The sequence below is a fragment of the uncultured Thiodictyon sp. genome, assembly GCA_903837595.1.
Classification (GTDB): domain Bacteria; phylum Pseudomonadota; class Gammaproteobacteria; order Chromatiales; family Chromatiaceae; genus Thiodictyon.
Map to the genome: position 1 here is coordinate 1 of CAILVI010000127.1, position 15,115 is coordinate 15,115.

Genomic DNA, 15,115 nt, shown 5'->3' on the forward strand with positions numbered 1-15,115 from the left:
GATTTTCTCCAGATTGCGTCCAAAGGCGGTCACCTGATGTCCCGCGGCCAGCAGGGTCAGCGCCACCGCGCGCCCGGCCTTGCCGGTCGCGCCGAAAACAACGACTTTCAAAATAAGTATCCTGATGTCTGGCCGATCTGCTGGGCCCAAGACCGCTCCGACCATCGCCGGAGCAACCCCGCACTGGCCCGCGTCGGCGCAAGCGGATCTTCGCGGGGCGCGACTTTAGCACAACGCCCCCGGCAGTCGCCCATTTTTGCTACAGGGGGCGCGCGATCTATCTTGCCACGACAGATATCGTTTCCGGCGTTATGGCACTACTTGTGCGCGCTGTACCTCATTCACGGTAAACCTGCCAGTCATGATTCGTGCGGCAACCTACATGATTGACATGTCGCATTTCTTCGCGCACCGTATCGTTACTTGGCGAATGGTTATGTAACGTATCTCGCGTGAAGTACAAAACATCTATACCGCGTGCATATCCGTCGCTACAATGTTCAGGATGCAGTCCAGTTTTTGGCTAGTTCAGCGTTTCGTGTTCAGGCAGAGGCCAACGACGACGCATGTTTCCGGACAACGTTGCCTGCGTCAGCGCCCTTGGGGGCCGCACCCTTCTGTCTTCTAGACCACACGGTGAACGTCAACCATGTATGCGTTTTTCAAGTCCCTGCATATTCTGGGGGTGATACTGATGGCCGGCAATGTCACGGTCACCGCCCTCTGGAAGGTGTTTGCCGATCGCACGAGCAAGACGCAAATCATGGCGTTCGCCCAGTGGTTGGTCACTGTGACTGACTTTTCATTTACCTTGTCCGGCGGCTTTCTGATGGTTGTCGGCGGCTACGGCGCCGCTTATGTCGGTCACCTGTCGCTGTTTGCAACCCCCTGGCTGGTCCTCGGACAGCTCATGTTGGCGGTGGCGGGGGCCGTTTGGCTAGGCATCCTCGTGCCGATTCAGATCAGGCAGGCGCGTTGGGCGCAGGACTTTGCGATCATCGGTGAGGTGCCGGCAGCGTATCGCAAAGACAGCCGCACATGGCTGATCTGGGGCCTTCTCTCGACGGTACCGCTGCTGGCTGGCCTGTACTGGATGGTGGCCAAGCCGATGAACTACTGGTGACGCCGAGATAACCACCGCCTGGCGCGGTGCTATGGAAAGCGCTGTCAGAACCCCATCTTAAATTCGACGATTGTCGCTGATCGCGACTGCCCGCAGGCGCTACCCTGTGTGTCGGCATTCAGGAGCGCGACGGCACGGGCACCACGCAGTCAGCGGCCACCCAGGCCGGCGGCGCGGCTGCTCTGCCTGGTCAATGCGTTGGCGATCGGCGACCCACGATCCTTTACTGTATCGGAGATGGTGTTATGCGAGGAATAGACTTTGGGTCAACTGGAGCACTGCGGGCCGACGGTGAACCGCCGGCCCGCAGCGCTCAAGCGGATGCGTCCCCGCACGGGGGGCAGCATGCGCCCGCGGCCGGCGAGATCGCGTTGGCTGGCGGCACCGCGCCTGGTTGCGGCCCGCTCTTCGACGCGCCGGTCGCGCCCGGTGGTTATCTTTGGTGGTATGTCGATGCCCTCAGCGACGACGGACGCCACGGGATCACGCTGATCGCGCAGGTCGGCAGCTGCTTTTCCCCTTACTACGCCCGGGCGCGCCGGCTCGGCGACAGTGATCCGCTGAACCATAACTCGCTGAATGTTGCACTTTATGGCGAGGTCAAGGGCTGGAGCATGACCGAGCGGGGCCGCTCTGCGCTGCAGCGCGACGCCTCCCGGCTGGAGATCGGGCCGAGCGCGCTGTCCTGGGACGGCACCTGCCTGACCATCCGGATCGACGAGGTGACGGTGCCGGTGCCCAGGCGCATTCGCGGCACTGTCAGGCTGTATCCGCGCACGGTGGCCGGCCAGCCGTATTTCCTTGATGGTGCCGGGCGCCATTGCTGGGCACCGATCGCTCCGGGTGCGCGTGTCGAGGTGCAGCTCGACCGGCCGGCCTTGCGTTGGTCGGGCCACGGATATCTCGATTCCAACTGGGGCAACGAGCCGCTGGAGAAGGCGTTCCGCTACTGGGAGTGGTCGCGCGCCGAGCTGAAGGATGGCGGTACCGCCGTCCTCTATGACGCGGCGCGGCGCGATGGGCAACGCACAGAGTTGGGCCTGCACTTCGATCCGGCTGGCGGCGTGGAACGGATTGAGGTTCCGCCGCACGCGAAACTGCCGACCACCGCCTGGCGGATGAAGCGCGGGACGCGGGTGGACGCGCAACAGACGGCACGGGTGACTGAGACGTTGGAGAATACGCCATTTTACACGCGCTCCGTGCTGGCGACGCATCTGCTCGGCGAGTCGGTGACCGCCATGCATGAGAGCGTGTGCCTCGACCGGTTCAGTGCGCCCTGGGTGCAACGGCTGCTACCGTTCCGGATACCGCGGGCACTGGGCTGAAGCAAGGACGGGGCTGCGCTGACCGGCTGCCGTTGCGCGTCGACGGCGCAGTACCTCGTGGAGACGTTCCTCGAGCGTGCCCAACACCGGATCCCAGCGGATGCCTTCGGCCGTCCTCCTGGCCGCTTGCCCCATCTGACGCAAGCGCGCGCCGTCGCCAGCGAGCTGGCGACTGGCGGCAATAAACGCGGCACCATCGCCGACCGGCACGGTCACCCCGTTCTGCCACGGCGCGATGTAGGTATGGGCCGCCGCGTCATCAAAGGCGATGACCGGTAAGCCGCTGGCCATGGCCTCGGTTACCACGTTGCCGAAGGTTTCCGTCAGGCTGGGGAAGAGAAAGAGGTCGCCGCAGGCATAGTGGGCGGAGAGCTCCTCCCCAACCTTGGCCCCAGGGCAGATAAATTCGGGGCACTCCCGACGCAGGCGCTCCCGTTCGGGGCCATCGCCCACCAGGACGAAACGCGCCTCGGGCCGCTCCGCCAGAATGGCCCGAAAGGTGGCGCGGGCGAGGGTCAGGTTCTTCTCGGCGGCCAAGCGCCCCACAAAAAGGACGACCAAAGTCTCCTCGTCGCAGCCCCAGGATCGGCGCAATTGCGGATCACGCCAGGCGGGAGAGAAGCGCGCGACGTCCACGCCACGACCGAAGACCTGGACGTTGCGAAACCCCGCCGTGGACAATTGCCCCTGCAACGCGGCGGTGGGTACCAGGGTCACATCCGAACGGTTATGGAAATGGCGCAGTGCGGCGGTGATTGGCCGGGTCAGGAGAGCGAGCCCATAATGCTGGCTATACTGATGGAACTGGGTGTGAAAGCCGGTCACCGTGGGGATGTTCAGGGCGCGCGCGGCGGCGAGTGCGGCATGGCCCAGTGGCCCCTGGGTGGCGATATAGATCAGGGTCGGCGTGACCCGACACCAGAGGCGCCGCAGGCGCCAGTAGACGGGAAGGCCAAAACGCAATCCCCGATAGCCAGGGAGCGGTAGTCCTGGCACGGGAAAATGAACAATGGCGATAGCCTCTGGCTGAGGCGGTTCCGTGCGCTGGCGTGGACGGATCAGTAGGATACGATGTCCGCGTTGCGACAGCCCTTGCGCCAGGTACCGCATGGTATTGGCGACCCCGTTGATCTCGGGTGGATAGGTCTCGGTGACGATGGCGATGTCAAGTCGATCCGGCCGGAGCGAGTCGGTCAGTATCCGGGGCAGTGGTTGCATGTCGTCAGGCCGACAGAACGCTTGAAGCCGTGTTGGGATCGATCAGCCGCATCGTCAGCTGGGATGCCATGAAGAGGGTGTAAAAGCGCACTTTGCTCTGTTGCAGTGCCGCCGCGTTGGCCTTCGCCTTGTGCGCGGTGATGTCGCGGCGGCGATGTTAGCATGGCCTGCTGGTCCCCACCAACCGTGACGACAAAGGCGAACGGCAGGCGCGCGCAGGACCGGATCGATCGCGGTGCGATTGCATCCCGCCCTGGTCCCGGCGGGCAAGGTCGCCGCAAGCAACGGTGGTGCCACCCTTGGTTTACGGCTAGCATGTCGGCGTTTTCGGCCGACGCGGGCCAGCGCGGGCAGGCCACCGCGGACCCGGGCGGCCCCTCAACCAAGGGACGCTCTCTGACCTGAACGACCAGGTTTCAGCCAAGCCCACCCAGATGCGCTGCAACCCGGGGGTGCGATAAATGACCAACTGTGTATCTTCATGGCTGCTGGCCGCGGTCCTGGGGTTTGGCGCGCCCGCTGCGAGCGCTGCGCCATTCAAAGTCCTCGTGGTGATGAGCTACGAGGCGGACAATCCGTGGGTCAAAGAGATCCGCGCCGGCGTGGAATCCGTGCTGGGACCTGTGAGCGAGATCGTCTACTTCCACCTCAATACCAAGGTCGATCGCGACGGCGGGTCCCGGCGCGCGCAAGAGGCCTATGACCTCTACCAGCGCCTTCAACCTCAGGGCGTGATTGCGGCTGACGATGACGCACAGGCCATGTTCGTGGTGCCGTTCCTCCGAGACAAGGTCGGCACGCCGGTCATGTTCAACGGCGTCAATGCCGCGCCCGAACAATACGGGTTCCCGGCGTCCAATGTCTCGGGAATACTGGAACGGGCCCATGTTCGCGAATCCCTGGCCTTCATCAAGCAGTTGTTGCCGGCAGTACAGCGTGCCTGTTTCATCACCAATGACGTCCCCGCGGGCCTCGCCCTGCGTACCCAGGTCGAAGAGGAGCAGGCCAGTTACCCCGCCAAGGTCGTCGCGTTCCATCTGGTGAAGCGCGCCGGCGACATCGTGGCGCTCGGGGACACCTTGCGCGCCGCTTGCGACACCCTCTTTATCGATAGCCTGGAGGGCATCCTGGACGCTGACGCCACGCCGATGAACAATGCCCAGGTCGTCGAGTTGTTGGGCCGGATCTATCCGGGCCCCATTCTGGGCGGTAATCGCTATCAGGTCGACCAGGGGGCCTGGGCGGCGGTGGTCAAGACCGGTCAGGAGCAAGGCGAGACCTCCGCCGAAATGCTCTTGCGGGCGATGCGCGGCACCCCGGTGGCAGAGATCCCGGTGACGCGCAATAGCCGCGGGCAGCGCGTCATCAACGTCACGGCAATCGAGGCCCATGAGATCCCATTGCGGCCGACGGTCTTGCGCGGTGCCGCCCTGGTGCGACAGCAGCCCTAGAGCGGCCGCTGCCTGACATGCCCCCCACCTTCTCCAGCATCGCCGGGAAGCTGCTGTGGCTGGCGGCGCTCAATGCGTGCGCCTTCGTCCTGATCGCGGTCCTGGTCGGCGTCGCCTTCCATCGGATCGGGATTCTGTCCTCCGAGATCGCCGTCCACCAAGTGGCGGCCGTGGTCGAGAATGCGACGACCGGTCGCGCCTTGTTCTCAGCCTTCTCCGACATGGATTTGGTCAGCAGAAGCTGCCGTGGGGACTCGGTCGTGGAGGAGATCGGCCCTCGTTTGTCGGGCACCATGGCGGGATTCGCGCAGCGGGCCACGGACCCGGATCTGGCGGATGCCATTGCCGGGCTCGCCGCGGCGACGACCCGGCTGTTGGACGACTGCATGACCATCAATCGGACCATGGCCGGGATTCGGCAAGTCGATGCGGCCTTGCTGGGCGAGTTGACGGGGCTGGAGAATGTGGTCGGGCGCGCCTTGGTCGACGAGACCCTGGCCGGCAAGGCCACCGATTACCTCGATCAGATCATGTCGATCATCACCGGTATTCGCGAGACCGTCCTGGAAATGGGCCGCCGGATCGCCGGATGGGAAGACGATCTCTCGTCCCGGGTGCAGGGTGATCATTCCGTTGCCGCGCTCGGCGATGACCTGACGTTGCGGCTACAGACCCTCACGGCCTCGCCCCCGCGCATGGCGGAGATGGCCAGGCGGTTGATCGCGCTGGCCGCATCCTATAAGGCGCGGGCCATGGAGCTCGCGGACGCAACCGCTCGCTTGCGCCGCGCACTCGAGTTGAGCCATGCCGCCAAGGACAGAGTCCTCGAGCAGATGAATCGGCTGGACCGGGATGCGGCCAGCCGCAGCGAGCGCGTCGGCAGTGAGATCGGCGTCACCATCGGGGCGGCCGGCCTGCGCGTCCTGGGCTTTTCCATCGCCGTTGCGCTCCTGTCGTCGCTCGCCATCGTCTGGATCATTCGCCGCAGCATTCAACGCCCCCTGGGACAAGTGATCGAGCGGATTCATGCCATCCGCGACGGGACCTTTGTGCCTTCCGCGACGCCGCCCCGCAAGGACGAATGGGGAATCATTGCCTCGGCCTTGTCGGACATGTCGCAGCAAGTGACCGAATCCCGCAACCTGTTGCAGCGGATCATCGACACGGCACCGACCAGGGTCTTCTGGAAGGACCGCGACCTGCGCTATCTGGGCTGCAATCCCGCCTTTGCCCGGGACGCGGGCAAGACCCATCCGAGCGAGATCATCGGCAAGAACGACTATCAGATGGGCTGGGCCGCGCAGGCCGAGCTGTATCGGGCCGATGACCGGGCCGTCATGGCCTCTGGTATTCCCAAGCTGTCCTATGATGAACAGCAGACGACCCCGAGCGGTCAGACGCTGTGGATTCGCACCTCAAAGGTCGCACTCAGGGACCGGGACGACGCGGTATTCGGCTTGCTGGGGATCTATGAGGACGTCACGCTGATCAAGGAACAAGAGCGCGCATTGCAGCACATCGCCCACTACGATGCCCTGACCGGCCTGCCCAATCGCGTCCTGTTGGCCGCCCGCCTGCGTCAGGGCATGATCCAGGCGCGGCGCTATGGGCGCCTGCTGGCGGTCGCCTTTCTCGATCTGGATGGATTTAAGGCCGTCAACGACCAGTATGGGCATGCCGCGGGCGACCAGCTGCTGATCGCCGCGGCGGCCGGCATGCAGCAGGCCCTGCGCGAGGGCGACACCCTCGCCCGCATCGGCGGCGACGAGTTCGTGGCCGTGCTGCTCGACCTGGCCGACCTCCAGGCCAGCGCGCCAATGCTGGTGCGTCTGCTCGGCGCCGCCGCCCGGGGGGTGACGGTTGGTGGGCAGGTGGTGCAAGTCTCCGCCAGCGCCGGGGTCACCTTCTACCCACAGGCCGACGACATCGATCCGGAGCAACTGCTGCGCCAGGCCGACCAGGCCATGTATCAGGCCAAACTGGCAGGCAAGAACCGTTACCACGTCTTTGATGCCGCGGTCGACCGCAGTGTGCGCCGTTATCACGAAAGCCTGGAGCGCATCCGCGGCGCCTTGGCCGCCCGCGAATTCGTGCTGTATTACCAGCCCAAGGTGAACATGCGCACCGGGACCGTGCTGGGTGTCGAGGCCCTGATCCGCTGGCAACACCCCGACAGCGGCCTGCTGCTGCCCGCGGCCTTCCTGCCGGCGATCGAGGATCATCGCCTCGCCGTGGAAGTCGGCGAGTGGGTGATCGAGACCGCCCTGAGCCAGATGGAGCAGTGGCAGACCGCCGGACTGGATCTGCCGGTCAGTGTGAATGTCAGCGCCCGCCAGTTGCAGCAGGCGGGCTTCGTCGAGCGCCTGCGCGTGCTGCTGGCGGTGCATCCGCACGTCAGCCCGGGTCACCTCGAGCTGGAAGTGCTGGAAACCAGCGCGCTGGGAGACCTGGCCCGGGTATCCCAGGTGATCGATGCCTGCCGGGGGATCGGGGTGCTGTGTGCCCTGGACGACTTTGGCACCGGCTATGCGTCGCTGACCTACATGAAACGCCTGCCGGTGACCCAGATCAAGATCGACCAGACCTTCGTGCGTGACATGCTGCACGACCCGGATGACCTGGCCATTCTGGACGGCGTGATCCGCTTGTGCGTCGCCTTCCGCCGCCAGGTCATTGCCGAGGGGGTAGAGACCCTGGAGCAGGGTGAGATGCTGCTGCAACTGGGCTGCGAACTGGCCCAGGGCTATGGCATTGCCAGTCCGATGCCGGCCGCGGATATCCCACGCTGGGTGGCGATCTGGCGGCCCGATCCGCTCTGGGCCAATGCCGCGGCGGTGAGTCGCGACGCGGTGCCACTGCTCTTTGCCGGCGCGGCGCTCCGCGCCTGGATTGCCGCGGTGGAAGGCTACCTCATGGGCGAACGTGACGCCCCGCCACCGCTGGACGACCAACAGTGCGCTTTCGGTCTCTGGTTGGATACCGATGGCCGCAGCCGCCAGGGTGCGCGGCCAGCGTTCCAGGCCATTGATGCGTTGCACCAGCGGGTCCATGCGCTGGCGGTCGCGTTGTGTGACCTGCGGGCACAGTGCCGGAATTCGCAGGCGCTGGCGGGGTTGGCAGAACTCCGTGGTCTACGGGACGCAGTACTCGAACAGTTGAAAACTCGTGAGTTGACCAAATAAGACACGCCAGTCTTCCCGGGCGGGACGGGGTTTGCAACCCCGTCCCGAGCGTTTGGGGACCGGCGGGCGCAGCGGATTCGCGAGCCACTCCACGCTTCAAACGGTTCCGGACGGGGCGAATGCCCCGTCCGGCTCGGACGCCCCGAATGGTCTCGGGATCTGCGCTTCGCTGTGCTAAGGCCGCACCAACGCCAAGGTATGCTGCGCGATCATCAGCTCCTCGTTCGTCGGTATGACCCAGACCGACACGGCGCTGTCGTCGCTGGAGATGCGCGGGCCATTGCCGGCATTGCCGGACTCATCGAGCCTCACGCCGAGCCAGGACAGCGCATGGCAGAGTCCGGCCCGCACGATGGCAGAGCGCTCGCCGATGCCTGCCGTGAAGACGAGTGCATCGATCCCGCCCAGCACCGCCGTATAGGCACCAGCCACCTTGGTCATCGCGTAGACGAAATAGGCGATCGCCGCGGCGGCGCGCGGGTCGGTGCTTGCCTGCAACTCGCGCATGTCGCCGCTGATGCCGGAGAGGCCGAGCAGGCCGGAACGCTCGTACAGCATCGTCTCAAGCGACACGTCGTCGAACTGCTTGGTGCGCAGCAGATAGAAGAGCAGGTCCGGTGGGACATCGCCGGAACGGGTGGCCATCGGCAGGCCGGAGACGCCGGCGAAGCCCATGGTGGTCTCGATGCTCTTACCGTCGAGCATGGCGCACATGCTGGTCCCGCCGCCCAGGTGGGCGGCGATCACCCGCCGGGCGCCGGGGGCGTATTTCGGGACCTGGCGGCTGATGTAGTCGTAGGAGATGCCGTGATAGCCCCAGTGCCGCGCCCCGGCGTCCAGCACGTCCTTGGGCAGTGCATAGATTTGGGCGACCTGCGGCATCGTGCGATGGAAGGAGCTGTCGAACACGGCCACCTGCGGCAAGCCGGGGAAGGCCTGGGCGAGGGCACGCGCCCCAAGGACTTCGTAGGCCTGATGCGAGGGCTCCATGACCACGAGCGACTCCAGATAGTCGAGTACCTCGGTGTCGATCAGTACCGGTGACTCGAAGCGGGTGCCGCCGAGCACCACCCGATGCCCGGCGCCGATCACCTTCATCCCCGCGCTGTGGTGCTCCAGCCAGTCGATGACGAAATGCAACGCGGTGCGGTGATCGATCGCCTGGCCCTTGCCCCAGGCATGCTCATCCAGGGGCTTGCCGGCCGCGTCCTTGACGATGAATTGCGGGGCGGTCTGCATGCCGTCGATCTGGCCGTGACTGATCAGGGTCAAATCGCCGGGGCTGCCGACCGCGTAGGCACTGAACTTCAGGCTGGTGGAGCCCGCGTTAAAGCACACGATGGCGTCGCTCATGACCGGTCACTCCGCGGTTTCGGGGTTCAGGATGGAGGGGTCGTGCTTCAGCGCATCGGCGTAGAGCACGGCGGCGGCGGCCGAGAAGCGGCGCGCCGCGGCGGTGTCGGCACGGCTGGTCAGGATCACCGGCACGCGCGCACCGACCACCAGGCCGGCGGTCTGGGCATCGGCCATGAAGGCGAGGTTCTTGTACACCATGTTGCCGGCCTCGATGTTGGGCACCAGCAGCACGTCCGCGAGGCCCGCCACCGGCGAGTCGATCTTCTTGATCCGCGCCGCGTCCACGTCCACCGCGGCGTCCAGGTCGAGCGGCCCATCGACGATGCCGCCGACGATCTGACGGCGATCGGCCATCTTGGCCAGGATCGCCCCGTCGAGCGAGGCCGGCATCTTGGTGCGCACCATCTCCACGGCCGCCAGCACGGCCACCTTGGGTTGCTCGATGCCCAGTGCACGGGCGAAGCCGATCGCGTTCTGGCAGATGTCGCGCTTCTGGTCGGTGTCCGGGGCGATGTTGAGCGCCACGTCCGTGACCACGAAGCGGCGGGCATAGGTCGGCACTGAGACCATGGCGCAGTGGCTGAGCAGCCGCCCGGTGCGCAGCCCGGCATCCTTCTGCATCACCGCGTGCAGCAGCACGTCGGTGTGCAGGCTGCCCTTCATCAAGGCCGCGACCTCGCCGGCACCGGCCGCGGCCGCCGCCTTCTGGGCCGAGTCCTCGGCGCCGCTGGTGCTGACGATCCGGCACTTGGCGAGATTCAGACGCCCCTGGTCGGCGAGCTGCCGGATCTCGGTCTCCGGGCCGAACAGCACGGGCAGGATCAGACCGGCCTCGGCCGCCTCCACCGCCCCGCTGAGTGCATCCAGGCTGCACGGGTGCACCACACCGGTCAGCATGGGCTTGAGGCCATGGCAGCGCTCGATCAGGCGATCGAGCCGATGTTCGGCCACCTGACGTTCCTGGCGCGTCGTCGGTGCCAGCACCTCCAGCACGGCGGTCGCGACGACCTGGCCCGCCGGGTCGCTGCACTCGCCGTCGAGCACGACGATCCCCTGGTCGCGCCTCTCCCGCACCTTGAGGCGCACCGTCAGGGCGGCGTCGATCGGCAACTCGGCCTTGATCTGCACCGCGGCCGAACGGATTGAGGACCCGGGGCCCGGCAGGGCCGAGCCGACCAGCGCGCTCAGCAATGCCGTGACGATGCCGGCGGCGCCCTGGTCCCCGCCTGGCCTCGCCGGTGTGTCTGGATCGTCGAAGGCGGCGGCCCAGGCCCGCAGGTCGCCGGCCCGCAGGGTGCGCTGCATGGCGGCGGTGTCGCCCGGGGCGATCTCATCGAAGGTCTTGTTCACGAGGGTCTGCATGCTGATGACTCCAGTGCTGATCGGGGCGCGACCTGCTCAGTGCGACGGCTTGCCGTCCTGGCCGGCCACCTTGGCGGCGTGGACACGACGGAAGGTCGCCAGGGACGCCAGTTTTTCGCTCGGCACCGCCAGCACCTGCGTCAGTCGGGCGAGGCGTTCATGCTCGGCCGGGGTCGCGGGGTCACCCGCTTGGATGATCGCGTCCAGTTGCTTGAGCAGCTCGGTGCGCTCGTCGGCCTCCGGCACCAGGGTCGCCAGGGCCTCCACCGCGCGCTCGCGCTCGCTGTGCAGCACGAAGAACTGGTCGCGCACCAGCGACTTGAATGCCTCCAGGGACAAGTGCATGAACTGCTGGCGCGCGGCGTTGAGCGCGTGTGCGCAACGCTCATCGAGCGAGCGCTCGGCGGCGATGACGTAGAGCACCGCCCGCGTCAGGGCCTCGTCGAACCCGCCCGTATTGAGCTTGGCCGCGTAGGCAGCCGCTTGTGCTTGGCGTGCGGCCAGCGTTTCCGGCGAGACGCCGGGGAGCTCCCGCACCTTGGTTCCGTCATTGAGACCGAGCAGCCCCTGCACCAGCGGCGAGCCGTAAAAGCCGAAGAACATCTGCTCGGCGAACTGGTCGCGGGCGGCGCGGTAGGCGTCCAGGTTGCTGATGATCTGGTCGGATACCTGCTTCTGCAGGGCGAGGAAGGGGTTGTCAGGCGCCGCCGGTTTGCGCTCGGCGGACACCGCAGTGGCAAGCTGTTGCACGCCCTTCATCCAGGGGTTGCTGTCCGCGAACAACGTGTAGCTCAGGCGGAGCGGATTCATGGTGCGGGCCAGTTCTGCCATGGGGTGGTTGACGAGTGCCCGCACCAGGGGCTGCGTCAGGGTGCGGTAGATCGAGTGGTTCAGCTCCGACAGCCGGGCGGCGGCGGCGAAGGCGCGGTCGTCCTCCTCGCTGTTGCGCCCGAGTGCCCGCAGATCGTCGAGCGAACGCACCTCGAAGCGGGTGATCCAGTCGCCGGTCACGAAGCCGCCTTGCGGCAGGTCCGCCGGGCGCGGCTCGATGACCATCTCATAGAGTCCGGGCGGCAGGCAGTCGATCAGGTCCATCAACTGGATGAACTCCTCGTCCTCCTTGGCCCCAACCTTGGCCGAGACGAAGATGGCCAGATGTCCGACCTTCTGGTTCAGGCAATAGACGATGGTCCGGCCGGTGGCACGGATCTCGTCCACGTCGCGATACAGATCGAGTATCCAGCCCAGCGTCTGCTGGGGCGGGCTGATGTTGTCGCCCAGCGAGGTGAAAACAATGATCGGTGAGGTGATGTTGCGCAGGTCGAAGGTCTTGCCGTCGCTGGACTGCAACTGGTTGCGCGTCAGCCGATCACCGACGAAGAGGTTGTCCACCAGGAACTGCAACTCGTCGCCGTTCAACTGGATGAAGTCGCCCCACCACTTTTCGAACTCCAGGAAGCGCTTGGCGTCGCTGTCGATGTTGGCATAGACATCGTACTGCTTGCCCCACAACCAATTGGCCGGGTTCAGGTTGTCGAAGTTCAGGATCAGCCAGGTCCCGTCGAACTTACCGTCACCGAGATCGCTCGTGAGCGCGGTTAGCCAACTGCCGCCGAGCAGACCGCCGGAGTAACGCATCGGGTTTTTGCCGTGCACGCCTTGCCAGTAGGAGATCGGCGAACCGGCCACCAGACAGGGGCCGAAGAGGTCCGGCCGCAGCATGGCCACCATCAGCGTCTGATAGCCTGCCTGACAGTTGCCGATGGCGAAGGGGCGCGGGGCGTCCGGGTGGAGTTCGACGATGCGCTCGAAGAACTTGACCTGGCCCTCAACGACGTCCAGGAACTGCTGTCCGGGCTCGGGCGTGGCAGCGAAACCGATGAAATAGACCGGATGGCCGGCGGCCAGGGCATCGCCGATCTCGCTCTGCGCCTTGAAGCCGCCGATGCCCGGACCCTGGCCGGCGCGCGGGTCCACCACCACCACGGGGCGCTTGTGGGGGTCGATGAGGGTGCCGGCGGGCGGGATGATGCGCGACAGTGAATAGTTGATCGGTTTGGGCAGCGAGCGGCCGCTGATCAGGGGTTCGTGGTCGAAGCGCAGCACGGTCGCCTGCGGCTGGGATGTGATCTCGACCTGTTTGTTGCCGCGCTCCCGCAGCAATTCGAGAAAGAGGACGCTACGCTGGAAGGCATCGATCAGATACTCCGGCAAGGTCCCGGTGCAGGCGGCGGACGAGGTTGCCAACGAATTCACGGTGGCGGCCGGCTTTGACGCTAGATCAGTTGCCATCTTGTACTCCAATAGAGAACGCTGCGTTGACTGGGTCACGAACCAGGGCTGCGACGGCGGCAAGAACGTTACCTGCACCCGCGCAGAGTGTCTGCCTTCAGACGTTTTCGGATAACAGCGAAACTATAGCCGCTGCGTAACGCAAGTCAATGCGGCAGATACTCAAAATGGGCCGTATCCTGCGGGGTGCGCGGGCCTTCAACGACCACCGGGAATGTGAAATATTCGTTAACATCGGGCGACGGTCACACCTGGGCGCAGGCATGCGGACACGACGCGCTGATGAGCCTCTGCGCTAGCCCATCTTGGGTACCTGCCGGCTTGCCGGCGCTCGCAAGCGTGCGCTAGATTGACTCACCAGCTTCTTCGGTCGCGGCATTTCCTGGTCGCGAGCCTGGTCTGTCACGCATTGAGTCATTGCCGGTCGGTACCGGTCGCATCCCAGTCAGGGTATGCGCTTGGCGGCGTTGGGCAATGAGGTCAATCATCGAGTCGTCAGTTAACCGAGAGTATTTTTTGGCCGGTTTACCGGCGTTATGGTGATTCAGGGGCTATTGATCAGTGCCACCGCATTAAGCACCGTTGCTTTGGTAATGTATCGTGATCCCGCGCTGTTATCTTCAGCATTACCTGACCTGCTCCTCGACTTTGGCCATTTCAGGGAGTCGAGGCCAGTTGATTCAGAACGCGTTGCCAGTCCTGGCGGGAAATGACGAGGGAGTCCGGGTCTGAGGTTGAGTTGACCAAATTCGCCTCGTCCCAACTGGTGCGGCGCACCAGGGCCAGGCAATCGGAGAAGGTCGCGTGCGGCTTGAGGTACCAAGCGGTAGAACGCGCCAGCAGCGGCCACGGATCGCGCCAGCGATACACCATCAGGCAGACCAGGGAGTAGAGCGCCAGCAGGATGGGCGTGGTACGGGCGATGGCCAGGGCGGACCACTGGCGCTGGGTCACCACGCCGAGGTGACGGCGGGTTTCCTCGAAGGTCACCTCCAGCGACCAGCGCCAGACGAACAGCTCGACCACGCGGGCCGGGGTCATGGTGAGGTCGGTGGTGAAAAAGGCTTGGGTGTCGATGTCCCCGGTAGGATCGACGACCAGGACCCAGCGGATTGGCAGCGGCGGATAACCCGGGGTATGCCAGAGGCAGGTGTCGCTGAGCAGGCGCAGCGTTTTCTCGTGCCCATACCATTGAACAGTGGCTTCGCTGCCCTGCGTCAGGGCCTCGTCCAGGGGTGTGGCCAGTTTGGCCAGGGCCGCCCCCTTCTGTGGTTTGCGCCCGCGCCGCCCCGCGGGCACCGGGCCAGGGAAGGCAAACAGGCGCGCATCCAGGCGCAGGCGGGTGAGCAAGGTCGCCTGCGCGGTGAGACATTTCCATCCCAACGCGACGCACGAATAACTCCCGTCGCCGATCAGCACCCAGCGGCGGCGCCCCAGCCAGCGCGAGACCAGCCGGACCATGACGATCGTCCAGTCCATCACGGTGCGGTGGGGCTTGCCGGCCGCTGCGTTGGCCCGCGCCGAGGGCGCCAGCAGGGTGAGAAACGGCAACGCCCAGGGCCGCGGGCTCCAGGGCAGCTTCACCAACAAGGCCATACAGATCCATTGCAACCCCAGGCACGTGACCACCTTGCTGCGGCTGGAGCGCACCGCATCGCGATACATCCCCTTGGCGGCGATCCGTACCCCCTTGCGCCGCTCCAGCGTCTCGTCCACCGCAAACACCAGGGGCCAGCCGGGCGGCACCAAGACGATCAACAGCCCCAGCAGGATCTGGGCGCCGCGTAGCCCCGACCAGCGAGC

10 protein-coding genes are annotated in these 15,115 nt (G+C 65.6%); 4 read left to right on the forward strand and 6 right to left on the reverse strand.

The window, feature by feature from the left end:
• On the reverse strand, positions 1-165 hold a 165-nt coding region (locus tag QZY44_RS06760; protein ID WP_295444046.1), incomplete at its 3' end, for an NmrA family NAD(P)-binding protein.
• Between the two features lie 484 nt (positions 166-649).
• Here QZY44_RS06760 and QZY44_RS06765 point away from each other — a divergent pair.
• Positions 650-1,123 (forward strand): DUF2269 family protein, encoded by a 474-nt coding sequence (locus tag QZY44_RS06765; protein WP_295444021.1) that lies wholly within the window; start codon positions 650-652, stop codon positions 1,121-1,123.
• Positions 1,124-1,368: 245 nt separating this feature from the next.
• Positions 1,369-2,451, forward strand: a complete 1,083-nt coding sequence (locus QZY44_RS06770; protein WP_295444023.1) for a carotenoid 1,2-hydratase — start codon at positions 1,369-1,371, stop codon at positions 2,449-2,451.
• Here the strand turns inward: QZY44_RS06770 and QZY44_RS06775 are convergent.
• Positions 2,419-3,669 carry a glycosyltransferase family 1 protein gene (locus QZY44_RS06775; RefSeq protein WP_295444026.1) on the reverse strand — a complete coding sequence of 417 codons (1,251 nt, stop codon included), beginning with the start codon at positions 3,667-3,669 and terminating at the stop codon, positions 2,419-2,421. The two genes, QZY44_RS06770 and QZY44_RS06775, sit on opposite strands and share 33 nt — an antisense overlap.
• A gap of 461 nt (positions 3,670-4,130) precedes the next feature.
• Here QZY44_RS06775 and QZY44_RS06780 point away from each other — a divergent pair, with 461 nt between their 5' ends.
• Both QZY44_RS06780 and QZY44_RS06785 read left to right on the forward strand, forming a co-directional pair.
• Complete coding sequence (locus QZY44_RS06780) at positions 4,131-5,120, forward strand: ABC transporter substrate binding protein (protein ID WP_295444029.1); 990 nt, start codon at positions 4,131-4,133, stop codon at positions 5,118-5,120.
• A gap of 17 nt (positions 5,121-5,137) precedes the next feature.
• Positions 5,138-8,302, forward strand: coding sequence for an EAL domain-containing protein (locus QZY44_RS06785; protein ID WP_295444032.1), 3,165 nt, complete (start codon positions 5,138-5,140; stop codon positions 8,300-8,302).
• 174 nt (positions 8,303-8,476) lie between these two features.
• On the opposite strand, the gene QZY44_RS06790 is transcribed toward QZY44_RS06785, so the two are convergent.
• From QZY44_RS06790 to QZY44_RS06805, 4 genes are all read right to left on the reverse strand, one after another.
• Positions 8,477-9,655: an acetate/propionate family kinase gene (locus QZY44_RS06790; RefSeq protein ID WP_295444035.1), complete on the reverse strand. Its 1,179-nt coding sequence runs from the start codon at positions 9,653-9,655 to the stop codon at positions 8,477-8,479.
• 6 nt (positions 9,656-9,661) lie between these two features.
• Positions 9,662-11,020 carry a bifunctional enoyl-CoA hydratase/phosphate acetyltransferase gene (locus QZY44_RS06795; RefSeq protein WP_295444037.1) on the reverse strand — a complete coding sequence of 453 codons (1,359 nt, stop codon included), beginning with the start codon at positions 11,018-11,020 and terminating at the stop codon, positions 9,662-9,664.
• A gap of 36 nt (positions 11,021-11,056) precedes the next feature.
• Positions 11,057-13,312, reverse strand: a complete 2,256-nt coding sequence (locus tag QZY44_RS06800; RefSeq protein ID WP_295444040.1) for a DUF3141 domain-containing protein — start codon at positions 13,310-13,312, stop codon at positions 11,057-11,059.
• A 657-nt stretch (positions 13,313-13,969) separates the two neighbouring features.
• Positions 13,970-15,115 (reverse strand): transposase (locus tag QZY44_RS06805; protein WP_295444043.1); only part of this gene is annotated, 1,146 nt, incomplete at its 5' end.